We start from the raw sequence: 22,014 nt of genomic DNA on the forward strand, positions 1-22,014 counted from the left end.
ATCTTTAATCATCATCCTCCGGAAGATGGTCATCATCTTCGGGATAGGGTTCGCCCAGATCATCATCAACCTGTATCTCGTGCAGATCGTCAAGGTCTTCTACCCTGTCTTCAAAATCTTCGTCCTCAAGATCTTCATCGTCTTCATCTTCCCAGTCATCACCTTCCGGCCCCCATGAGGCATTAACTATTAATGTCTCATCCATTTCAATATCTGTGAGTAACATAATCGTATGGTTTTCTATATTACAGTTTATATGCTTATATGTTTACAATGTTATGTAAGTTTTGGCAAAAAGCAACAACACATATTTTGATAAAATTTCAAATATCTATTTATAAATTAATTATTTATATCTACATTTGCAGCCCCGTAATAGCGGGTAATTAATTAAAAATCAAGTATAATAATGCAACAGTACGAAACCGTGATCGTTCTAACCCCGTTGCTGTCAGAAGAAACTGCTAAAGAGGCCATTGCCAAATATAGCAAGTTATTAACTGATGGCGGAGCCGAAATTGTCCAGGAGGATAATTGGGGTTTGAAGAAATTAGCGTATCCTATTCAAAAGAAAACTACAGGATACTATCACTTAACTGAATACAGGGCTCCGGGTGATTTAATTAACAAATTGGAGATTGAATTCAGGCGTGATGAGCGCGTTCTTCGTTTCTTGACCATTGCACTGGATAAGCATGCCACTGCATACAATGAGAAAAAACGCAGTGGTGCCTTCAATCAAAAGAAAAACGTTAAAGCAGAGGAGGCAGCAAAATAATGGCAAACGACCAAATCCAATACGTTACCGCTCCCAAGGTGGACGATAACCGTAAAAAATACTGCCGTTTCAAAAAGAATGGTATTAAATACATCGATTACAAAGACGCTAACTTTTTATTAAAGTTTGTGAACGATCAGGGTAAAGTATTACCACGCCGTTTAACAGGTACTTCATTAAAGTTCCAGCGTAAAGTGGCACAAGCTGTTAAGCGGGCACGCCACATCGGTTTATTGCCTTATGTAACAGATTCTTTAAAATAATCAGGAGGTTTAAACAATGGAAGTTATTTTAAAACAAGACGTAAAAAACCTCGGTGAGAAAGACGATATCGTTAAAGTAAAACCAGGTTATGGCCGCAATTTCTTAATCCCTAAGGGTTTTGCACAACAGGCCACTGAATCTGCCCGCAAAGTTTTAGCTGAAAACCTAAAACAGGCACAATTCAAACAAGAAAAGATCCGTAAAGATGCTGATGCTATTGCAGCTAAACTGGAAGGTATAAAACTGACCATCGGTGCAAAAGCAGGCGAAAGCGGTAAAATATTCGGTGCTATCAACACTATTCAAATTGCTGACGCTTTGAAAAAAGAAGGCTTTGATGTTGACCGTCGCCGTATCACTTTTGATGCAGAGCCTAAAGTTATTGGTGAATACACCGCTAACCTGAACCTGCACAAAGAAGTGAAAGTAAAAGTTCCGTTTGAAGTTGTAGCAGAGTAATTTTGAATTTCGGATTTCGAATGTTCAATTTCGAAATTAGAATTTAGATATTAGAATTTAAAAAAAGGTGTTTAGTGCAAACTAAGCACCTTTTTTGTTTATCAAAGTCTGAGTGTTTGTTAATGTTATGTAACAATTTGGCAGCGCGAAAACTAACTTTTTTAAAAATTCGTTTTAGCTAACATTGTTATTTTCTTTTGACCGCATCTGTTATTAAAATGAATATTAAAAAAACGTTACTTTTTATCGCAATTTTATTAGGGGCTGCTTATCATGCAAGCGCACAATATTATCCCTTTAATAATTCCCGGTCATTGAAATTGGATATTGGCATCAGTTCCGGGTTTTCCACAGGTCCGGTATCGAATTATTTTCCAGAAGCAGGAGGGATTTCAGTTGGGCTCGAAATGCCAATCAAACAATCACCCGTAAGCGTACTATTTTCAACCGGGTATACCTTTTACGTATCAGGCGGCGGGTATGATGTGGGCTTTGATGATTATGGATACGGTTATAGTGGTTATTACAGCGGTGATATTGCATCCTTTATCCCGGTTGAAGCCGGACTAAAGATTTTCCCTGCCCGGCGTTTCTTTATTGAAGGCCTGGCGGGTGCCTCCTTCAATGTAAATAGTTACAGTTCCGATTACACATACAAGTCCACCGCATTTGTTTACTCGTTTGGTGCCGGTTACTCCTTTCCATTGGGTTTCAGAGGAAGAAATTCAACTGATCTAAGCGCTTTCTATGAAAATCGCCCTGAGCCGGGAGGAGGTTATAGCCAGGTAGGCGTAAAGGCAGCTTTCTGCTTTGCTCTTCATTAAAAAAACGGATAATACTCTTTGCTAAGAAACTATTACTGTTCTTTTTCGTAAAAATTTCAATAAATCGCCCTGCGAAAATTTAACAGAAATGATTCAAAAATCTTTTATAAAGCTATGCCTGCGAAGGCGTAGCATTTTTTATTTTTAGGCGATGAAAAATGTCCAAAGTAACAGGGCCACCCACAAACCTAAACCCGGATCGCAAAAATCAAAGGGATTATTTCGCGGTGGCCTCCTAAAGCTTATTCTTCGCATACTCAAAATCACCGTCATATTATTTTTCGCTATCTCTATTTTATGGGTGATACTGTATCGTTTTGTAAACCCACCTATTACCTGGTTGATGGTCACCCGTGGATTTGAGCGCAAATCAGCAGGGAAAGAATGGAAGATCGACAAAGAATGGATAGACTTCGATGACATAGCCGACCCTATGAAGCGTGCTGCTGTTGCTGCCGAAGACCAGAAGTTTCTGGATCATTTCGGTTTCGACTTTAAAGCTATGGAAAAGGCAATTGACAAAAATGCGCATAGCCACAAGTTAATAGGCGGCAGTACTATTTCGCAACAAACTGCCAAGAATGTATTCCTGTGGCCGGGTCGTTCGTATGTACGCAAGGCTTTCGAGGCTTATTTCACAGTACTAATCGAAGTATTTTGGAGCAAAAAACGCATAATGGAAGTCTACCTGAATGAAATAGAGATGGGTGATGGTATTTATGGCGTAGAAGCCGCATCTCAGGCGTATTTTCACAAATCAGCCAGCGACCTGACCAGTTACCAGGCTGCAGCCATTGCCTCTATATTTCCTGATCCATTGAAATGGTCACCCACCAACCCAAGTGACCATGTAAGGCATCGGCAGTATTTGATACGGAAAAATATGAGGAGGTTAGGGCCCTTGGATTTTTGAGTGTCTTGCTCCCAATGGAGAAAAATAAATATCGAACATCGAATATTTAATATCGAATTATGAAGTTTACTACTGTCGAACAATTTTGGATTGCTGTTGCCGTTTAAAGTCCATTAATGTGGCGCCAACCTTTTCATGAAATCAATTATCCGGCCCGAAGATTTTAACTTATCAAACTACAATTTTGATTCCGCCTATTTTGTACTTGCCACCCCTGGCCAGATTATACCGTCAATCTTTGACAATAGAGACAACATTTGCTTTATCAATTTTCCGTTTAAAGAGGCAATAAAAACCCCATCTTATATACAGAAAATAGGGAAAAAGCCCGCGAAGCAGATACTTGAAGAAATTCGGTCTTTAATATCTCCCAAAATCAAAATTAACCCTGACGGATATTTCGCTCACGTTATCATTGGTTTATTTAATGAGCTAAGAGTGAATGATACTATACTTCTTGAGACATCTGGATTAAGTTCAGAATCGATTGTTGAGTTAATGCGTCTCAGCATGGAAATAACAGGAATATCTAATCATAAAAAAATATTCATCATCGATGTAAGCAATATCTCATCAAGTCAAGAATTGGATATAACGATTTATAAAATTGATCAACAATTGATAGATGAAGTTGCGGCAAAAGGCCTAAATAATTTTACTGATCGAAAAGCAGAATCAGTATTTCCAAGTAGTAACTTATTCAAATCAAGAGGCAAAACGTTATTAAGATCTTAAATCACACCATTTAACCAATCCAACTCAATCAACTATTCAACCAATCAACTACTATTTATACTTCCAGTTCCTGGTCTTCCCCTCGGCTATCCACTCTAAAGCTTGTTGTATTCGTTTTTCGCGGGTGGCATCGGATTTAGCTTCGGCAAACCATTCCAGGTATTCCCTCTTGCATGATGGGCTGAATTTTTCATAATTTCCCATTGCCCCCAGGTCCTCTCTGAGCAACTTATCAAAATCAGCAGGCATAGATAGTTCGGGTTTTGGTGCTGATGGCTTTTTGGCTTCTTTAACCCCGCTTTCATTAAGCGCGATCATCTGATGAATGAATCCTATCAAGGCTTCGTCGGAAGGCAGATCTTCTATTTTATTAATGCGGCCAAAACTGCCGGCAGCCGCTTCTTCGTCGCTTCCCTGTAACAATCTTTCGGGATCATTTAATCTTGATGCTTTCCAAAATCCGAAGCCGCAATGCTGTTTAAACGCGGCCATCATGCAAATCGGCCCCTTATAGTCAAAAAAGGGCATGCCCCATTTAACGGTTTCATTTATTAAAGGCGAGGCTTGGTGAACCACCTGCCTGATGTGTATTAAAATAGGTTTTGCAAAATCAGCCGACTTGGCGATATATGCATCTATGCGTTCGTCGAAATGTCCCATAATGAATAAAATTAATAATTCTATTTTGGATTTGACAAATAGCGATCAGAGATTGGAAAACAGTGATTAGTTATCCGAGTAAACTATCAACTTGCCAGATCGCCAAATAACTGCACATGCCAACTATCCTTAAATGGCACTTCCCATTTGCTTTCCAGTTGCTGCAGATTTTGTACCAGGTTGTTAAATACAATGGTATTTGTGTTGATCTTACGGGTCTTTATCAATTCTTCAAATTCAGGACGGTGTGCAGATAATACCTTGTCACCATCGCGGTAGGCAAGATTAAAACGATCGAACAGGTTGATACCAAATTGCTGTTCCAGGCGTTTCATAAAATTGACGGACTTATCAATGGAGCATCCACTGGCGCCTGCCTGGCTTTCGTCAACAATCAATATCAGGAAACGGTTGTATCTCACCTCAGCTTTGGCCTTTAACTGATGATTGTGGGCAGTCCATTCAGCGGCAAACAGATTTAACTGATGCAGTGCTTGTTTTACCTGTTCATCAGATAATTCTCTATCCGATTGATATACCCATACCCGTGATTGTTCAGAAAATTGCATTTACAAAAATATTCAATTTATTAACTTTAATATAAAAGATGTTGTCATGGTAAGATCAATTCTCAATAATATGAAAAGAGCACCCATTACCCTGTTAATTATACTCCCAGCTGTATTTTTCTGCGCTTTTGGCCCCGCAATGGGCGAAAAAGAATGGCTCGACTGGAGTAACAAATGCCTCACAGATGCTTACAATCCCGCAGGAGAAGCCAAATTAAAGAAATGGGAGATCAGCGTTACACCCGAGCATTTTATCCATTTTAGAAAAACTTATCAACATGGTAAGCAGCTATATTACTCCTTTAATTTAAAACAGCTTGACACTGTCAATTACCAGGAAACAGCAGCGGGCAGCCGGTTAAAATTTAAGACTTTGCGGGACGATATCATAGTACAGACTTATGATGATCCGAAAGGTAATATTGATTCCATGTCGACCGAGTTGAGCATCCCTGTAAAGGGATTCTCTCCGGAGCGTTTAGATAGTCTGAATAATGCAATAAAATATTTTAAAGAGGAAAAACTATAAGCCGTTTGCTCTGGCGGTGATCTCTGCAATATCCAGTACCTGTATTTCCTGTTCCTTCTCGAAATGCTTTACGCCATCGCGCAACATAGTCATACAAAACGGACAAGCTGCAGCCACTACTGTTGCTTTGCTTTCCAGTACATCTTCCATCCGTTCTACGTTGATATCCTTATTGCCTTTCTCAGGTTCTTTAAACATTTGCGCTCCCCCTGCCCCACAGCACAAACCATTTGATTTGCAGCGTTTCATTTCAATAAGATCGGCATCTAAAACCTCTAAAGCTTTACGCGGTGCCTCGTAAACATTATTCCCCCGGCCCAGGTAACATGGATCATGGTAAGTAATGCGTTTCCCTTTAAAACTTTCGCCTCCTTCAGCTTTCAGTTTTCCCTCATCGATCAATTGCTGAATTAATTGAGTATGATGGATCACTTCGTAATTCCCGCCTAACCCGGGATATTCATTACGAATAGTATTGAAACAATGCGGGCAACCAGTCACTATCTTTTTGATGTTATAGCCATCCAACACCTGTATATTCATCATCGCCTGCATCTGGAAAAGAAACTCGTTACCTGCGCGTTTTGCAGGATCGCCTGTGCAGCTTTCTTCCGTACCCAAAACTGCAAAGCTGATACCCACATGGTTCAGTATCTTACAAATATCACGTGTTATCCGCTGTGCGCGTTCGTCAAAACTGCCAGCACATCCAACCCAGAACAATATTTCAGGCTCTTTACCTTGTGCGGCCATTTCGGCCATGGTGGGGATTGTTAGTAGTTCATGGTTCATGGTTCATGATTTGGTCCATAGCCGATAGTCCATGGATAATAGTTATATTTTTATATCAATATCTTATTAAGTTTCGCATCATAGCTATGATCTATGAACTCTCCTTCCAATTAAATCTATCCGCATTTGAATACTTCCATGGCGCCCCGTTATTTTCAACGTTACCAAACATATTGTTGAGGCTTGCCGGTGCCTGTGATTCTTCCATTACGATATACCTGCGCATTTCGGTAATGATCTCTAACGGATTGATATTTACCGGGCAGGCTTCTACACAGGCATTGCATGTAGTACAAGCCCAAAGCTCTTCGCGCGTAATATAGTTGTCCAATAATGACTTATCATCCTTAAAATCCTTGCCGTTCTTATCCAGGTTATTGCCTACTTCGGTCACCCGGTCACGCGTATCCATCATGATTTTGCGGGGGGATAACAGTTTACCTGTTTGATTAGCCGGACAAACCGAAGTACACCTACCGCATTCTGTACAAGTGTAGGCTTCCATCAAATTTTTCCAGGTAAGATCGGTTACGTCCTTTGCACCGAAACGCGCTATTTCACCAGCAGTTTCAGGTACAAATGAAGGATCGAGCATGGCTTTTACCTCATTGGTCACCGATGCCATATTGGTAAATTTTCCTTTTGAATGGAGGTTTGAATAATACGTATTCGGAAAAGCCAGCAGGATATGAAAATGCTTTGAATAAGGCAGATAATTCAGAAAAGCCAGTATTCCGATAATATGAAACCACCAGCAGCCGCGTTCGATCATTTCAAGTGCATTAGCACTGTCCGGCAATAGCGGACCAATAAATGTGCTTGCAGGGAAGCTACCGGCTTTGATATAATGACCAAAGTTTAACAGCTGCAGTTTATGATCAGTAGCATTCATGGTCAAAAAGGCGGTCATCAGCAATATTTCGATGATGAGAATATAGTTTGCATCGGATTTTGGCCATGATGTCATCTCAACGCCGCTAAAGCGTTTTAGATGGGCAATATTTCTGCGGGCAAGGAATGTGATACAGGCAACCAGCACCAGAACGGCCAATATTTCAAAACCACCGATCAGCAATCCATATAAGCCTCCCAGCGGGCGTGAAAAAATGCGGTGTGATCCAAATACGCCATCGATCAATATCTCCAGCACCTCGATATTGATGATAACAAAACCAACATAGATAAAAAAATGCATTACTGCAGCAAAGGGGCGTTTCACCATTTTGGTTTGGCCAAGGGCAATTTTAGCCATTGTCTTCCACCTTTCAGCCGGGCGGTCAGAACGATCAGTATCCCTACCGAGCAGTATATTACGCCTGATCTTAGCTACGTTTTTACTAAATAGATAAACGGCTGTTGCTAAAATGATGATGAATATGACCTGCCCAATCATTATGCTTGCATAGTAAAATTTCTCAAAGTTAATTTTAAAGTTGAAATGTCAAAGGGGCGGCAGTTGGAAAGTTGAAATGTTAAGAGTTAGTTGATTGAGTTAGATTAAGTTGGATAAGTTGATTGGGTTGAATTTTGTGCATGATCGACCTTTTTTCAAAAAAAGTTTTTAGAAATGAAAAAACGGAGTACATTTGCAGCCCCAACGGGATGGTATCATAGCTCAGTTGGTAGAGCAAAGGACTGAAAATCCTTGTGTCGCTGGTTCGATTCCAGCTGATACCACTGATATAAAAAGGTCTTTTTCATTGCGAAAAAGACCTTTTTTGTTATATTTAGGCATCTTTTAGACTTGTAGTCACCTGGTAAGGACGATCCGCTTCTGTCAGCTTTCCATAATAATTTGTTGAACTATACTTTCCAAGCACTTAATTAAGATTTTCCTAATCGGAAACAGATCCACTAACAATTAAGGTTGGGAATGTCAAATCGTTGTGAACTTGCAATTGTTCTTAAATCCTTAATAAATTGGTTCGAATTCCGCCCAGCCCTGGGGAGAAGTTTCTAGAATCAATACTATGTCCCCGTAGGGGAATCTGAATTTTTAAGACGCGTCCGCCTTCATACTATTATTAAGTATTTCATAGAAAATGGCACAATTTCAATTAATGCAGATACAGCACACGTCTTTGACGTTTGGTTGATTGAACTATACCCTTCTGGCTTTATCTCGCTACGATAAAAAGCCGCAATCGATTGCAATATTTTAAAAAGCCGGTTTTTTTTGTGATTTTCCGGCCAAAATTAATCTATTATTTATTTTTTATTAATGATCGCCTATTCTTTTGTGTCATTATTATAAACCAACTATAACATCCGTTGCCTCTCATAAAGCAACAGGTGATTAATTAATCAACCAAATAGATCATGTACAATTACGAACCTAACCCGCCGTAAGTATGCTGCTGTATGCACTATTTATTCACGGTAAACCAAACCAATAAACTTAAACATAACACAAGAGATATGAAAAAAACAAAATACTTACTTATACTTTTCCTTCTTTTTCCGCTTAGTTTGTTAGCCCAACAAACCGTTATCAGCGGAAAAGTAATAGATTTCACCGATGGGAACTCCCTTCCCGGGGTAAGTGTCAGGGTTCAGGGTACTAATGCTGGTACCGTTACCGACAAAGATGGGAAATTCAGCATCAGCGTTTCCGGGAACGATGCAACCCTGATAATATCCTACATTGGCTATCTAAGTCAGGAAGTTAAGGCGACCGATCTGAAAAATGGCATCGTTGCGCTAAAAACCGGCAGCAAGGGCCTTGATGAACTTGTCGTTGTGGGTTACGGCGTACAGAAGAGGGCAACAATAACCGGCTCTGTTTCAACGCTTCAAAATAAAGAGATCATCACAACAAAAAACGAAAGCGTTATAAACATGCTAACCGGTAAAATACCGGGTGTACGTATCGTTCAAACAACTTCCGAACCAGGATCATATGCTAACAATTTAAATATCAGGGGTTATACATCCGCCCCATTGGTTGTAATTGATGGTGTAATCGGCGGAGACCAGTCAACAATAGGCCGGATGGATCCAAACGAAATTGAAAATATTTCGGTACTGAAAGACGCTGCCGCATCTATATACGGTATAAGGGCTGCCGGCGGCGCTATTTTGATCACGACCAAAAAAGGCGCAAAAAACGGAAAAATGAACATCAATTATTCGTTTAATGATGCAATCCAGTCATTTTTAGGGATGCCCCAGGGTGTAAACGCGGTAGATTATATGATGTTAACAAATGAGAAAGTTAAGCGTGATTTCGCTAGTAATTTTGCCAATAATGTAACTCCGCAATTCTCCTATGCCGATATGAAACCATGGCTCGATGGTACTAACAAATCAGCCGATTGGTCGGATATGGTTTTCAGGAAAACAGCCAACGAAATAAGTCACAATTTAAATATTGATGGTGGAAATGATAAGATCAGCTATTTTTTCAACTTTGGTTACCTGAAACAGGACGGTGTCTATAAAACCGGAGACTTAAACTACGACAAGTATAATTTCCGCTCAAACGTTACCGCAAACATTACCAAAGGGTTAAAGGCACAGGTATTGACATCAGGCTGGATGGATCAAAAAAATCAGCCATATACCCAGGAGTATACTGTTTATAAGTATACCTGGAATCAGATCCCTACGAACCCGATCTATGCTAATGACAATCCTTTATACCCCGCTGTAATGCATGATAACATGAATCCCGCGGTTTTTACAGATGACAGCAAAGTAGGTTCAACGACGAGCAAGAATAAAAGCTTTACAAGCCAGTTAAACCTAACGTATGACATACCCGGCATAACCGGGCTGTCTGCCAAGGCTTTGTTTAATATTGATTACGGAGTTAATGACTATAATCAATTAAAAAATACATTTTCTTTATATACTTATGACGCAGCTAATAATGCTTATATACCAAGCGTTGTAAATTCACCTTCGCGCATAACCCGGGCTTATTATACACATTTTAATACCTTAAGCCAGCTAACATTAAATTATGCGCATACTTTTTTCAAGGACCATAATATAACCGCTATGGTTACCTATGAGCAAAGCCATGAAACCGCTGATAATTTTAGTGCTTCCCGGGATACTGAAATCCCCGTGGAGTATTTATTCGGTGGTTTGACAACTAACATGTTTGGTGGTATGGATCCCAATGCTTTACAGGATGCTGCTCACAGGAGTTATATAGGACGTTTTAACTACGATTTTAAAGGAAAATATCTTGCTGAATTCAGCTTTCGCCAGGATGGCACTAGTTTGTATCAGCCGGGTCCCGATCAATGGGGCTTCTTCCCTGGCGCATCAATAGGCTGGGTTATAACCAAAGAAGATTTTTTCCGCAAACTGATTTCTGAAAACATCCTTTCCAACCTGAAGCTCAGGGCCTCTTACGGTCAAGTCGGTGACGAAAAGGGACAGGCATACAATTATGTAAACGGCTATACCTACCCGATAAACTCTTATATTTTTGGCCCCGGTGCAGTGAACGGATCAGCGCCAAAACTGGGTAATCCCGGTTTAACATGGCCGGTAAGTACTATAAAGAATATAGCTCTTGATTTCGGCTTATTTAATGGAAAAGTTGACGGAACTGTAGAAGTTTTCAGAAACGACAGAACAGGTTTGCCGGCCACGCCTTCTACAGCTTTACCCGGAACAGTGGGTGCAGATGTGCCGCAGATCAATTATGACAGCGACAGGGTGCAAGGCCTGGATTTTAGCTTATCATACAGAAATACATTTGGCCAGCTGGGTGTAAATATTAGCGGTAATATAGGTACAACGCGCTTGGAAAAATTGACTACTCTCCGCACCAAGTCGGGCAACGAATACTCAAACTGGGTAGAAAACCAAACCAACCGGTACCAGAACGTTTGGTGGGGCCCTGAATATGCCGGGCAGTTTACCAGTTACAACCAGATATACAATTATGGTGTAAACACAGGCGGAGGCAATAACAATGTGGTTCCCGGCGACTACTATTATAAGGACTGGAACGGTGATGGAGTGATAGATAGTAAGGATAACCATCCTATTGCAACTACCGATATCCCATTGTATAACTATGGCTTTAGTTTGGGCTTAAATTACAAAGGGTTTGATATGAATATGCTATTGCAAGGCGCTGCCGGGGTTTACGTGCAATACGGCGAACAATTTGCGTCGCCGCTGAATTATGGCCAAAGCTCGTTGACCCGTTTCCTGGATAGCTGGCATACCGTAGATCCCAGCGCAAACGTTTTCGACCCCAACACGAAATGGGTGCCAGGATTTTACCCTGCAATGGGTTCGCCAAGTGCTCAAGGTACAAAAGCTATACAGGACGCCAGTTACCTGCGTGTAAAATCACTTGAATTTGGTTATACCCTGTCGCCTTCAGTTTTAAAACATGTAGGCCTTAAAAAACTTAGGATATATGTAAACAGTTACAACCTGTTAACATTCACCAAGTTGAAGAACTATGACCCGGAGCACCAGGGCCCTAATCCGAGAGATGCAGATAACCCGGATCCTTTCGCAGTAGCCTACCAGGGATACACCTATCCAATGAACAGGACTTTTAATTTCGGAGCTAACGTTTCCTTTTAAACTGCGGAGTATCTCATGAAGGCCTTTAAAAGGCAAATTATTAACGAATAATTATTTGACATATGAAAAGTATACATAAATTAATAATAGCAATATCTATCACTGCGGCAGCTTCGGTAACTTCCTGCCAGCGGTTGGATATACCACCAAAGAATATATTTACGCCGGACGTTATCTATAATAGTGAAGCGGGCGTTAAATCGTTTTTAGCGACGATATACCAGAATTTACCGATCGAGGATTTCAAATACACGCCCAGCACAAATGACGGTGCTGCTAACCCCGCAGGCTTTTTACACGGAGGTAATGATTGGATGAGCTTTTTTAACGAAGCCGGATGTATAGGCGAAGAGGTTGGCCCCTGGAGCGGCATGAATATTACCGGCGGCTTTGGTTTCTGGCCGTATGGCGATATCAGGAACGTGAATACCCTGATAGACGAGCTGCCCAAACATGCTGCTGCACTAACCCAGCCCAAAGTTGATGCTTTGTTGGGCGAAGCCCACTTTTTAAGGGCGTACTATTATTTTGGCCTGGCCAAGCGTTATGGTGGCGTACCGATCATAAAAGTTCCGCAAGATCCGGGGGCACCTTTATCACAACTCCAGGTGCACCGTGACAAGGAAGAGGCTACATGGGATTTTATAGGGGCGGAGCTTGATTTGGCTTACCAGATGATGCCAGAAACCAGCGATGCAGGCAGGGCTAACAAATACGTTGCAGCGGCATTAAAATCGCGGGCCATGTTATATGCAGCATGTGTTGCCAAATACGGCTCAGTAAACTTTGTTGACGGGCAGGCGCGTTCACTGGGTTTGGTAGGTATCCCTGTCAGTAAAGCAAATACCTATTTCCAGGCAGCTTATGATGCCGCTAAACTACTTGAAGGCCATTATTCGCTTTATACTGCAAATCCCGATAAGGTACAGAACTATGTTGATCTGTTCCTAAAAAGCGGAAGCCCGGAAAATATTTTCATCAAACAGTACTCAATTGCTAATAATACAGCCCATAGCTGGGACGCTACCATGTCTCCGCGTTATATGACAGCTAACGCGCTTACTCGTTCATACCCTACGCTGGAGTTTGTAAGCCTTTGGGGAACTTTGCCGGTAACCAACGCCGACGGTACACCTAAGCGTTTTAATAACCGTGCAGAATTAATGCAGGGAGTTGAACCCAGATTGCTGGCTACCGTTTATTTCCCTGGAGCAACTTTAAGAGGGCTTACATTTGATATGCAAAGGGGCATTTATCCGTCATTTAGCGGAACCGCAGCAGCAGAGGTTGCAAAACCGGCCAACTCACGCTCATATATACTTGCCGGCGATACAAAAACATTGTACCAGGGCATGCAGATTATTGGCTTTACAGGGCCGTGGACGGGAGGCGATGAATTAACGCGCACAGGTTTTTATGTACGCAAATATGTTGATTACAATAAGCCCCAGGCCGCAGTTGATCTGAACAGAAGCGAGCAGCCCTGGATAGACCTGCGATACGGTGAAATATTGCTGAACCGCGCAGAAGCCGCTATGGAACTGGGCAATACTGCTGATGCATTAAGCTCCATTAACCTGTTAAGGGACCGGGCAGGTGCAACACTATATGTTTCTATCGACCTGGATAAAGTGCGTAAGGAAAGACGTATGGAGCTCGCCTTTGAGAATCAATACTACTGGGATCTGAAAAGATGGCGCACTGCCGATGCGGTGCTTGACCGCGCGCATTTTAAAGGACTGATGCCTTATTACGTATTTAACGAGAATAAATACATTTTCCTTGCCGAACCTGAGCTATATAACCGGGAATATACTTTCCAGAAACAATATTATTATGAAGGGCTGCCGGGCGACCAAATTGGAAAGAACCCAAATTTACTCCCTAATAACCCTAATTATTAAGAATATAAAATTTTAAGATATGAAAAAGCTGATTAGCAATTTTTTATTGGGCGCAGGTATACTGGCAGTTTCTGCATGTACAAAAATAGATAATTATCCGGGCCCCAATGCTTCCTTTCAAGGCAGGTTAATAGACGCCACTACCAATGCCAATTTTGAAACATCACAAAACAGCATTCAGGTACAGCTTGAGCAAATAAGCTGGAGCGCTACTCCTACCCCTCAATTTATACCAAGTAAATCTGACGGCACTTTTGAGGATACCAAACTGTTTAAGGGTACCTATCGCATTATCCCCAAAGGCGGTGCGTTCTGGCCCATTTATGATAGTTTGAAAATGGATATCAAACAGGGTAGCTCGCATGATTTTGTGCTTACGCCCTACATCGCGATAAAAAACTTTACGCATGAACTGGTTGGAACAACGCTGACCTTAAAGTTCGATATCGATGCCCCGGTAGTAGCTGGCTTGCCAACTATTATTGATACGCAACCTTATGTAAACACCACTAAACTGGTTGGCGCAGGTGCCTCTATCAGGGATTTTTCAGACGCTAATGCAGTAACAATTAACAAGGATTTCATCGATCTGGCCCCTGCTGATAAATCAATCACTTTAACGGTTCCTAATCTTATTGCGGGAAGAACATTCTTTGTAAGAGTGGGTGTCCGTTTGAATGACAGTTTTAAAAGCTCCAATTTTTCTGAAGTAATACAGATAGATGTACCCAATCAGTAAACCTAAAACTTAAAAGGAAATGAGATTAATAAAAATAATGATGGTATGTTCCATCTTCGCTATAGCACTTGCAGCTACAGGCTGTAAAAAGGAGGTATACAAGTCAAGGGATACTTCAATGCTCAAACCTCCGCCGGTTGATACCACATCACCGCCACCTGTTGATCCTACTCTTGTAGTATTTGACAATGCTGATGTTAAAGATGGCTGGCAAACAGTCGGCGATGTAAACATTACAACACCAGGACAGAAAGAAGGAGCAGGTTATATCAAAAATACGATAGCAAATGGTGGAGATTTTATGCAGTTTATTAAGGATTTACCGGCGCCACTTGATACCAAACTTAATGAAACTAACGGACAGTTTAAATTCTGGTGGTACGTATCAGACGTGTCCCTGCTTAAAGCTGATGGCTCAATCGAGATCACAAGTTCAGGAAAGTCGGATGTCAATGAGTCGGCCTGGGATGTAGCCCCGTTAATACCAACGTTAAAAGACGGCTGGAATGAAATATCGCTTAATTTTAGCAACGCTATAAAAACAGGAGATGGCGGGGCAGATTATTCAGCCATAAATCACTTTCGCATATTTTTCTTTACAACAACTAAAGATCATGCCGACTTGGTTACCGGAGTGGACGACTTTGTATTCAGGGCAGCTCCAGCGCCTCCACCGGTTCCGTTTGATGCTTGCGACATTAAAGATGGCTGGGAAACGGTAGGTGATGTTAACATTACAACAACTGGTCAAAAAGAAGGCGCCGGCTATATAAAAAATACAATTGCCAACGGCGGCGACTTCATGCAGTATATAAAACAGTTACCCGCACCGCTTAACACAACCTTTACCGAATCTACCGGCAGGTTCCAATTCTGGTGGTACGTATCGGATGTATCCCTGCTTAAAGCTGATGGCTCGATTGAGATCACCAGCTCCGGAAAATCAGATGTGAACGAATCGGCCTGGGATGTGGCTCCGCTTATACCAAATTTGAAGAATGGATGGAACCTGATAACGCTCGATTTTGACAAGTCCATCAAAACCGGCGATGGCGGTGCCGATTATACAGCAATTGACCACTTCCGCATCTTCTTTTTTACCACTAGTAAAGATCATGCTGATCTTGTTACCGGTATAGATGACCTGCGGTTCATATCAAAATAATCATTCTTAACCGCATCAATTTAATAAATCAAAAATGGCAGGGAGCATATCTCTCTGCCATTTAAAACACTATCAATAATGAATAAATATAATTTGTTAAGAATATCAACAAGCAGGAATAAGCGAACATTTCTATCGGCAGTATTAGTTATAAGTTGCGTCATATCGGCCACCTCATGTTTTGCCCAGGTTAAGCCGGATACGAATGCAGTTGGCAATCCTTTTGTAAGAGACATCTATACAGCCGATCCATCTGCCCACGTTTGGAAAGACGGACGCCTGTACGTATATCCATCTCATGACATTGCCCCTGCTCGCGGCTGCGACCTGATGGATCAATACCATGTTTATTCAACCGATGATATGGTGCACTGGAAGGATCATGGTGAAATATTACGGGCAAGCCAGGTTGAATGGGGGCGTCCTGAAGGGGGCTTTATGTGGGCACCCGACTGCGCTTATAAAAATGGCACCTACTACTTTTATTTCCCCCATCCAAGCGGCACAGCATGGAACAATACCTGGAAAATAGGCGTTGCTACCAGCAAAAACCCGGCAAGCGGTTTTAAATCGCAGGGATATATCAAAGGGCTCGAATCTATGATTGATCCATGTGTTTTTATTGATGACGACGGACAAGCCTACTTTTACTACGGCGGCGGTGGCACCTGTAAAGGCGGCAAGCTAAAGGATAATATGATCGAAATCGATGGGGAAATGCGGAAGATGGAAGGCCTTGAGGATTTTCACGAAGCAACCTGGATACATAAAAGGAATGGGATTTATTACCTGTCATACTCAGATAACCATGATGTTAATGGCAAACATAATCAAATGCGCTATGCCACCAGTAACAGCCCCTTAGGCCCCTGGACCTATAAGGGTATATACATGGACCCTACCGATAGCTACACCAACCATGGTTCAATAGTTCAGTTCAAAGGTCAATGGTATGCATTTTATCACAACAGTTCTCTTTCAAACCAGGATTGGTTAAGGTCCATCTGTGTGGATAAACTTTACTACAATGCTGATGGTACTATCCAAAAGGTTGTACCAACCGGTGCGATAAAAAGCAAGTAAACTGACGTTAAGCCAATCATATAGACCCATCTTATGAACAAAAAAACAATTCATATCATCCTTTTTACAGCGTTGATTATGGCAACAGGTGGGTGTTCAAAAAAAGGCGATGCCGACAAGAATACGCCGGAACCAGTTGTTGAGGATGCTAAAGGCGATGGATTTAAAAATCCTTTTGTTGCGCAGATCTATACAGCAGATCCATCAGCTCACGTTTGGGCCGATGGGCGTTTGTATGTATATCCATCCCATGACATAGACCCTCCCCGTGGTTGCGATCTGATGGATCAATACCATGTTTATTCGACGGACGATATGGTAAAATGGAGAGATGAAGGGGAAATACTGCGTGCCAGCGATGTTTCATGGGGGCGACCAGAAGGCGGATTTATGTGGGCGCCTGATTGTGCTTATAAAAACGGCACCTATTACTTTTATTTCCCGCATCCAAGCGAAACGGACTGGAGCAATACATGGAAAATAGGTGTGGCAACCAGCAAGAGCCCTGCAAGCGGCTTTAAGTCGCAGGGATACATACCGGGGCTCGAATCACTAATCGACCCATGTGTATTTGTGGATGATGACGGACAAGCCTATTTCTATTATGGTGGCGGAAATATTTGTAAAGGTGGAAAGCTTAAGGATAATATGATGGAAATTGACGGCGAAATGCAAACCATGCAGGGACTTACTGATTTTCACGAGGCAACATGGGTACACAAAAGAAATGGACTGTATTACTTGTCATACGCGGATAATTTTAATGAGGCTGGCAAATATAACCGAATGCGGTATGCCACAAGTACAAACCCGCTTGGCCCATGGTCATACAGGGGCGTATACATCGACCCCACAGACAGCTTTACTGACCACGGCTCAATTGTTCAATTTAAGGGGCAATGGTATGCATTTTATCACAACAGTTCACTTTCACATAATGATTGGCTGAGATCCATCTGTGTAAATAAGCTTTATTACAACGCCGATGGTACTATCAGAAAAATTATTCAAACAGACTTAGCAGGTATAAAAAAATAAATGCATCTAACGAATAAATACATTACATTCCAAACACTAAAGAACATGAGAAGAAGAAATCTTGAGGCGTTGTTACTGATAACGCTGTTTGCCGTAGTTAGTAGTTGTTCAAAAAAACATGTTCCTACCCCAGCACCGCCAAAAACGGATACTACTACAGTCGATCTTACCCCTTCGCCGGTAGGTGATGTAGTGGGGAAAGTCGTTGTTGGTTATCAGGGCTGGTTTGCTGCTATTGGCGACGGCTCGCCCATAAACAGGTTCTGGCATTGGTCAAACATATGGGAAAACCCACCTTCGCCAACCAATACCGCTATATCGGCATGGCCGGACGTACGTGATTATACCAGTACGTTTAAAACAGACTATGCTAACCTTAATAATGGCAGCGAGGCCAGGGTATTTTCATCTTTCAGCGACCAAACTGTTGATATACAGTTTAAATGGATGAAAGACTATGGTATTGACGGTGCGGCTTTGCAGCGTTTCAATCCAAGCGGCCTTGAAGGACCGGTCCGTGATGCGATGGCCACCAAAGTAAGAATAGCCGCCGAAAAGAACGGTGTTAAATTTTATATCATGTACGATGTAAGCGGCTGGACAAACATGGCTACAGAAATGGAAACCGACTGGACAACCAAAATGTCGGCTCTTACTGCATCATCTGCTTATGCCATGCAAAATGGTAAACCGGTGGTATGTATCTGGGGCTTTGGGTTTAGTGACGATAACCACAATTTTACCGCAGCAACTTGTCTTAATGTGATCAAATGGTTCCAAAGCAAGGGCTGTTATGTAATTGGCGGCGTACCCACGCATTGGCGTGATCAGAACAGTGATTCCCGTCCTGATTTTTTAAACACGTATAGGGCTTTTGATATGTTGTCGCCCTGGATGGTTGGAAGAATTGGCAATGCAAATGAATCTGACGGCTTTTTCGCCAACGTAAACAAAGCCGACCAGGCGTATTGTAATGGCAATGGCATTGACTACCAACCCTGTGTTTTACCCGGTGATCTGAGTGCCCGCCAACGGGCACATGGTGATTTTATGTGGAGGCAATTTTATAATATGAAAAGAGTTGGCTGCCAGGGTATTTATATCTCGATGTTTGACGAGTATAATGAAAGCAACCAGATCGCCAAAACTGCTGAAACCCAGGATTTTGTTCCGGCCGGTTCAAATTTCAGATCGCTTGATGAGGATGGTACTCCTTGTTCCTCAGATTATTATTTAAGGCTTACGGGTGATGGCGCCAAAATGTTTAAAGGTATTATACCACTTACAGCAACACGGCCAACCAAGCCTGTGCTGTAAATAAATCGTTTGTTAAGCCGTACAATTAAACAAAACAACAGTATGCAAAAACCCCTGCGAACCAAAGATCGCGGGGGTTTTTTACTGATCAATTTTAAATAAGTGTGTCCGTATCTCACCCCGGACACACACGCTATCAACGTATCTGATAACATCAACTAAATTCCGGTTTATTTTAATTACCCCAGAATATCTTTTCTATGTGGAAAATGTCTTAATTTATTTTTAAACTTTTCTAATCTATCATTTGCACATCCGCACATTTGAAATCCGCACATCTGACATCAAGCTTATTTCACATAAAAACTATCTCTTGCTCTTATATCTTCTGAAGAGCTGCCTATCATAACTTTAAACTCGCCGGGTTCAACAATCTGTTTCATCTCCCTGTTCCAAAGCATTAACTCCTTGTTATCTATATTAAACTGCACTATGCCGCTTTCACCTGGTTTTAAGGTAATGCGTTTAAATCCTTTTAATGACTTTACAGGCGTTGTAACGCTGGCAATAACATCCCGAAGATAAAGCTGCACTACTTCTGTACCTTCAACTTTGCCGGTATTCTTTATGCTGACATTGATAGTAACGGAACCATTAAGCGGGATGTGAGGCTGTGTAATTTTTAAACCCGAATACTGAAAAGTAGTGTAGCTTAAACCGTGCCCAAAAGGAAATAATGCCGAGGTATCCTGATCGACATACTTGTGTCTTGAGGTGGGTTTATGGTTATAATAAAAAGGCAATTGCCCTACTGAGCGCGGGAAAGTCATCGGTAACTTGCCTGAAGGGTTAACTTTTCCGAGTAATACATCGGCAATAGCCAGCCCTCCCATATCACCCAAAAACCATGATTCAACTATGGCGGGAATCTTTTTGGCTACCCAGTTTATACATAAAGGACGGCCATTGAAAAGCACAACCACAGTAGGTTTGCCGGTGTTATACACCGCCTCAATAAGTCGGGTTTGCTGCTGGTTCAGGTCAAGATTTGAGCGGTCTTTGCCCTCGCCTATTTCTTTTATATCCTCACCTAAAACAACTATGGCTACGTCAGCATTGTTAATTGTACTTATTGCCTTTTGCAATAGTTCGGTTTGTGTTGCAGCGGATGTATCTGACGAGTAACCTTCTTCATATTTAATGTCCAGGCTGTTCCCGGCCCTTTGTTTCAAACCGTCAACTATAGCGATACCTTTGCCTTCCTTATTAGCATATCCGCCCAGGTAAGTACTCTCAGCCAGCGGACCAATAACTGCAATTGAATGCATGCCCGGCCCTAATGGCAAAAGTGAATTTTCATTTTTCAGCAAGCTGACACTTTCCTGCGCAGCCTTTAATGCTAAGGCACGGCTTGATTCGGTATGATTTACTTTTTTAAGTAATTCTTCATCAATATAAGGATGATCAAACAGGCCCAGCATAAATTTAACCTTCAACACGTTTGATACCGCCCTGTTAAGATCACTTAAAGACAGCTGTTTATTTTTTAAAGCCTGCGTCATGGCATCTAAAAATTGGTCATGCGGAAAATCATAAAACTGCATATCTAACCCGGCCGTAAACGTTTGGCCAAGTGCATCAGCAGGGCTCGATGCAATCTGGTGATTATTTAGGGACATCTTTATAGCTCCAAGATCAGACAATACAAAACCTTTAAAGCCCCATTCTTTACGCAGCACATCTTTCAATAACCAGCGGTTATCTACACAGGGAATGCCATCTATCTCACTATAGGCAGCCATCATACCTAAAGCACCACCTTCTTTAACTGCCTTTTCAAATACGTATAAAAACGATGAACGGGCCTCTCTTTCGCCCATATTTACAGGGGCAGTATTACTTCCGGCCTCGGGTATACCATGTACGGCAAAATGTTTTGGCTCAGATATTACCGCATCAGGATCACTTAATTTATTCCCTTGTAAACCTTTTACCATAGCTACTCCATTTGCGGCAGCCAGGTAAGGGTCTTCACCGTAGGTTTCCTCCACCCGCCCCCACCTGGGATCGCGCGGCAGGCAAAGTACGGGACCCAATATCATATTAACGCCATGTGCACGTACTTCGGTTGCTATAACGCGTCCTGCTTTATGTACTATGGCTGTATCCCATGCCCCGGCCAAAGCTATTGGCGTTGGGAAAGTGGTGCTGCCCAAACTTTCATACCCGTGAAGCCCCTCTTCAATAAATAAAACGGGTATGCCCAGGCGGGTTTTTTCGAGTGCGTAACGCTGTATCTGATTAGTGACAGTTGCGTTTAAAGGATAAAGATCATGTACCGAACCAATACCTTCCGTACCAATATTGATCTTTGCGCTATCTGACATTGACTCAGCTTCGTGCCCTTTCATATTGGCAACCTCGTGCCCCCAGTACATATCCAGTTGCTTGATTTTTTCGGCAGTAGTCATCCTGGCTAAAAGATCAGCAACCCGTTCATCCACCGGCAAGGCAGCATTCTTGTAAGGAGATTTTGCGGGCTGATCCGGTTTGTTAAATGAGCAAAACGTTAGTATTAAAAGACCCAAAATCAGGGTGTTCTTTTTTTTCATACGATGTTACAACGTGATAAAAGTGATTTTTTTAACATAATCCTGCAGCATGCCTTATCATACAGGCTTATTAATGATTTACAAGACTAAACTATGCCGGGTAACTAATAAGTGATTAATAATGCATTAAC

General features: G+C 41.9%; 20 protein-coding genes and 1 tRNA gene. 15 read left to right on the plus strand and 6 right to left on the minus strand.

Annotated elements, in window-relative coordinates; translation table 11 throughout:
- Positions 1-4: 4 nt before the first annotated feature.
- Positions 5-226 (minus strand): hypothetical protein, encoded by a 222-nt coding sequence (locus ACPPVU_RS20740; RefSeq protein ID WP_426668648.1) that lies wholly within the window; start codon positions 224-226, stop codon positions 5-7.
- Positions 227-409: 183 nt separating this feature from the next.
- On the opposite strand from ACPPVU_RS20740, the gene rpsF reads away from it, so the two are divergent.
- From rpsF to ACPPVU_RS20770, 6 genes are all read left to right on the plus strand, one after another.
- Positions 410-778 (plus strand): 30S ribosomal protein S6, encoded by a 369-nt coding sequence (gene rpsF, locus ACPPVU_RS20745; RefSeq protein ID WP_426668649.1) that lies wholly within the window; start codon positions 410-412, stop codon positions 776-778.
- Complete coding sequence (rpsR, locus tag ACPPVU_RS20750; protein WP_107831271.1) at positions 778-1,041, plus strand: 30S ribosomal protein S18; 264 nt, start codon at positions 778-780, stop codon at positions 1,039-1,041. The genes rpsF and rpsR overlap by 1 nt, the downstream gene beginning before the upstream one ends.
- 16 nt (positions 1,042-1,057) lie before the next feature.
- Positions 1,058-1,501 carry a 50S ribosomal protein L9 gene (rplI, locus tag ACPPVU_RS20755; protein WP_426668650.1) on the plus strand — a complete coding sequence of 148 codons (444 nt, stop codon included), beginning with the start codon at positions 1,058-1,060 and terminating at the stop codon, positions 1,499-1,501.
- A 218-nt stretch (positions 1,502-1,719) separates the two neighbouring features.
- Complete coding sequence (locus ACPPVU_RS20760; protein WP_426668651.1) at positions 1,720-2,325, plus strand: hypothetical protein; 606 nt, start codon at positions 1,720-1,722, stop codon at positions 2,323-2,325.
- Between the two features lie 151 nt (positions 2,326-2,476).
- Positions 2,477-3,238, plus strand: coding sequence for a monofunctional biosynthetic peptidoglycan transglycosylase (gene mtgA / locus ACPPVU_RS20765; protein ID WP_426668652.1), 762 nt, complete (start codon positions 2,477-2,479; stop codon positions 3,236-3,238).
- Positions 3,239-3,373: 135 nt separating this feature from the next.
- Positions 3,374-3,973 (plus strand): hypothetical protein, encoded by a 600-nt coding sequence (locus ACPPVU_RS20770; protein WP_426668653.1) that lies wholly within the window; start codon positions 3,374-3,376, stop codon positions 3,971-3,973.
- Positions 3,974-4,024: 51 nt separating this feature from the next.
- Here ACPPVU_RS20770 and ACPPVU_RS20775 read toward each other — a convergent pair whose 3' ends face one another.
- Both ACPPVU_RS20775 and ACPPVU_RS20780 read right to left on the minus strand, forming a co-directional pair.
- Positions 4,025-4,633: a YdeI/OmpD-associated family protein gene (locus ACPPVU_RS20775; RefSeq protein WP_426668654.1), complete on the minus strand. Its 609-nt coding sequence runs from the start codon at positions 4,631-4,633 to the stop codon at positions 4,025-4,027.
- Between the two features lie 86 nt (positions 4,634-4,719).
- Complete coding sequence (locus ACPPVU_RS20780; protein WP_426668655.1) at positions 4,720-5,202, minus strand: ABC transporter ATPase; 483 nt, start codon at positions 5,200-5,202, stop codon at positions 4,720-4,722.
- A 70-nt stretch (positions 5,203-5,272) separates the two neighbouring features.
- Here ACPPVU_RS20780 and ACPPVU_RS20785 point away from each other — a divergent pair, with 70 nt between their 5' ends.
- Positions 5,273-5,731, plus strand: coding sequence for a hypothetical protein (locus tag ACPPVU_RS20785; RefSeq protein ID WP_426668656.1), 459 nt, complete (start codon positions 5,273-5,275; stop codon positions 5,729-5,731).
- Here the strand turns inward: ACPPVU_RS20785 and ACPPVU_RS20790 are convergent.
- Both ACPPVU_RS20790 and ACPPVU_RS20795 read right to left on the minus strand, forming a co-directional pair.
- Positions 5,726-6,523 (minus strand): (Fe-S)-binding protein, encoded by a 798-nt coding sequence (locus tag ACPPVU_RS20790; RefSeq protein WP_426668657.1) that lies wholly within the window; start codon positions 6,521-6,523, stop codon positions 5,726-5,728. The two genes, ACPPVU_RS20785 and ACPPVU_RS20790, sit on opposite strands and share 6 nt — an antisense overlap.
- Before the next feature lie 91 nt (positions 6,524-6,614).
- Positions 6,615-7,916, minus strand: coding sequence for a 4Fe-4S dicluster domain-containing protein (locus ACPPVU_RS20795; protein ID WP_426668658.1), 1,302 nt, complete (start codon positions 7,914-7,916; stop codon positions 6,615-6,617).
- Positions 7,917-8,127: 211 nt separating this feature from the next.
- Between ACPPVU_RS20795 and ACPPVU_RS20800 the strand changes: the two genes are divergently transcribed.
- From ACPPVU_RS20800 to ACPPVU_RS20835, 8 genes are all read left to right on the plus strand, one after another.
- Positions 8,128-8,200: transfer RNA gene (locus ACPPVU_RS20800), tRNA-Phe, on the plus strand.
- Between the two features lie 741 nt (positions 8,201-8,941).
- Complete coding sequence (locus ACPPVU_RS20805; RefSeq protein ID WP_426668659.1) at positions 8,942-12,085, plus strand: SusC/RagA family TonB-linked outer membrane protein; 3,144 nt, start codon at positions 8,942-8,944, stop codon at positions 12,083-12,085.
- Positions 12,086-12,147: 62 nt separating this feature from the next.
- Entirely contained in the window at positions 12,148-13,989 is a 1,842-nt protein-coding gene (locus ACPPVU_RS20810) for a RagB/SusD family nutrient uptake outer membrane protein (RefSeq protein WP_426668660.1), read from the plus strand.
- Between the two features lie 19 nt (positions 13,990-14,008).
- Entirely contained in the window at positions 14,009-14,728 is a 720-nt protein-coding gene (locus ACPPVU_RS20815) for a DUF3823 domain-containing protein (RefSeq protein WP_426668661.1), read from the plus strand.
- Between the two features lie 19 nt (positions 14,729-14,747).
- Positions 14,748-15,893 (plus strand): hypothetical protein, encoded by a 1,146-nt coding sequence (locus tag ACPPVU_RS20820; protein ID WP_426668662.1) that lies wholly within the window; start codon positions 14,748-14,750, stop codon positions 15,891-15,893.
- 78 nt (positions 15,894-15,971) lie between these two features.
- Entirely contained in the window at positions 15,972-16,976 is a 1,005-nt protein-coding gene (locus ACPPVU_RS20825; protein WP_426668663.1) for a family 43 glycosylhydrolase, read from the plus strand.
- A 33-nt stretch (positions 16,977-17,009) separates the two neighbouring features.
- On the plus strand, positions 17,010-18,014 hold the full coding sequence (locus ACPPVU_RS20830; RefSeq protein WP_426668664.1) for a family 43 glycosylhydrolase: 1,005 nt from the start codon (positions 17,010-17,012) through the stop codon (positions 18,012-18,014).
- A gap of 45 nt (positions 18,015-18,059) precedes the next feature.
- A complete protein-coding gene (locus tag ACPPVU_RS20835; RefSeq protein WP_426668665.1) occupies positions 18,060-19,331 on the plus strand; it encodes a glycoside hydrolase family 71/99-like protein in 1,272 nt (423 codons plus the stop codon).
- 290 nt (positions 19,332-19,621) lie between these two features.
- Here ACPPVU_RS20835 and ACPPVU_RS20840 read toward each other — a convergent pair whose 3' ends face one another.
- Complete coding sequence (locus ACPPVU_RS20840; protein ID WP_426668666.1) at positions 19,622-21,883, minus strand: glycoside hydrolase family 3 N-terminal domain-containing protein; 2,262 nt, start codon at positions 21,881-21,883, stop codon at positions 19,622-19,624.
- Positions 21,884-22,014: the final 131 nt, after the last annotated feature.

The organism is Mucilaginibacter sp. McL0603 (assembly GCF_049992945.1).
In the GTDB taxonomy this organism is placed as follows: domain Bacteria; phylum Bacteroidota; class Bacteroidia; order Sphingobacteriales; family Sphingobacteriaceae; genus Mucilaginibacter.

Coding starts and splice junctions, on each gene's coding strand:
- ACPPVU_RS20740 (WP_426668648.1), bottom strand. CDS start 226: ATGTTACTCACAGATATTGAAATGGATGAGACATTAATAGTTAATGCC.
- rpsF (WP_426668649.1), top strand. CDS start 410: ATGCAACAGTACGAAACCGTGATCGTTCTAACCCCGTTGCTGTCAGAA.
- rpsR (WP_107831271.1), top strand. CDS start 778: ATGGCAAACGACCAAATCCAATACGTTACCGCTCCCAAGGTGGACGAT.
- rplI (WP_426668650.1), top strand. CDS start 1,058: ATGGAAGTTATTTTAAAACAAGACGTAAAAAACCTCGGTGAGAAAGAC.
- ACPPVU_RS20760 (WP_426668651.1), top strand. CDS start 1,720: ATGAATATTAAAAAAACGTTACTTTTTATCGCAATTTTATTAGGGGCT.
- mtgA (WP_426668652.1), top strand. CDS start 2,477: ATGAAAAATGTCCAAAGTAACAGGGCCACCCACAAACCTAAACCCGGA.
- ACPPVU_RS20770 (WP_426668653.1), top strand. CDS start 3,374: ATGAAATCAATTATCCGGCCCGAAGATTTTAACTTATCAAACTACAAT.
- ACPPVU_RS20775 (WP_426668654.1), bottom strand. CDS start 4,633: ATGGGACATTTCGACGAACGCATAGATGCATATATCGCCAAGTCGGCT.
- ACPPVU_RS20780 (WP_426668655.1), bottom strand. CDS start 5,202: ATGCAATTTTCTGAACAATCACGGGTATGGGTATATCAATCGGATAGA.
- ACPPVU_RS20785 (WP_426668656.1), top strand. CDS start 5,273: ATGAAAAGAGCACCCATTACCCTGTTAATTATACTCCCAGCTGTATTT.
- ACPPVU_RS20790 (WP_426668657.1), bottom strand. CDS start 6,523: ATGAACCATGAACTACTAACAATCCCCACCATGGCCGAAATGGCCGCA.
- ACPPVU_RS20795 (WP_426668658.1), bottom strand. CDS start 7,916: ATGATTGGGCAGGTCATATTCATCATCATTTTAGCAACAGCCGTTTAT.
- ACPPVU_RS20805 (WP_426668659.1), top strand. CDS start 8,942: ATGAAAAAAACAAAATACTTACTTATACTTTTCCTTCTTTTTCCGCTT.
- ACPPVU_RS20810 (WP_426668660.1), top strand. CDS start 12,148: ATGAAAAGTATACATAAATTAATAATAGCAATATCTATCACTGCGGCA.
- ACPPVU_RS20815 (WP_426668661.1), top strand. CDS start 14,009: ATGAAAAAGCTGATTAGCAATTTTTTATTGGGCGCAGGTATACTGGCA.
- ACPPVU_RS20820 (WP_426668662.1), top strand. CDS start 14,748: ATGAGATTAATAAAAATAATGATGGTATGTTCCATCTTCGCTATAGCA.
- ACPPVU_RS20825 (WP_426668663.1), top strand. CDS start 15,972: ATGAATAAATATAATTTGTTAAGAATATCAACAAGCAGGAATAAGCGA.
- ACPPVU_RS20830 (WP_426668664.1), top strand. CDS start 17,010: ATGAACAAAAAAACAATTCATATCATCCTTTTTACAGCGTTGATTATG.
- ACPPVU_RS20835 (WP_426668665.1), top strand. CDS start 18,060: ATGAGAAGAAGAAATCTTGAGGCGTTGTTACTGATAACGCTGTTTGCC.
- ACPPVU_RS20840 (WP_426668666.1), bottom strand. CDS start 21,883: ATGAAAAAAAAGAACACCCTGATTTTGGGTCTTTTAATACTAACGTTT.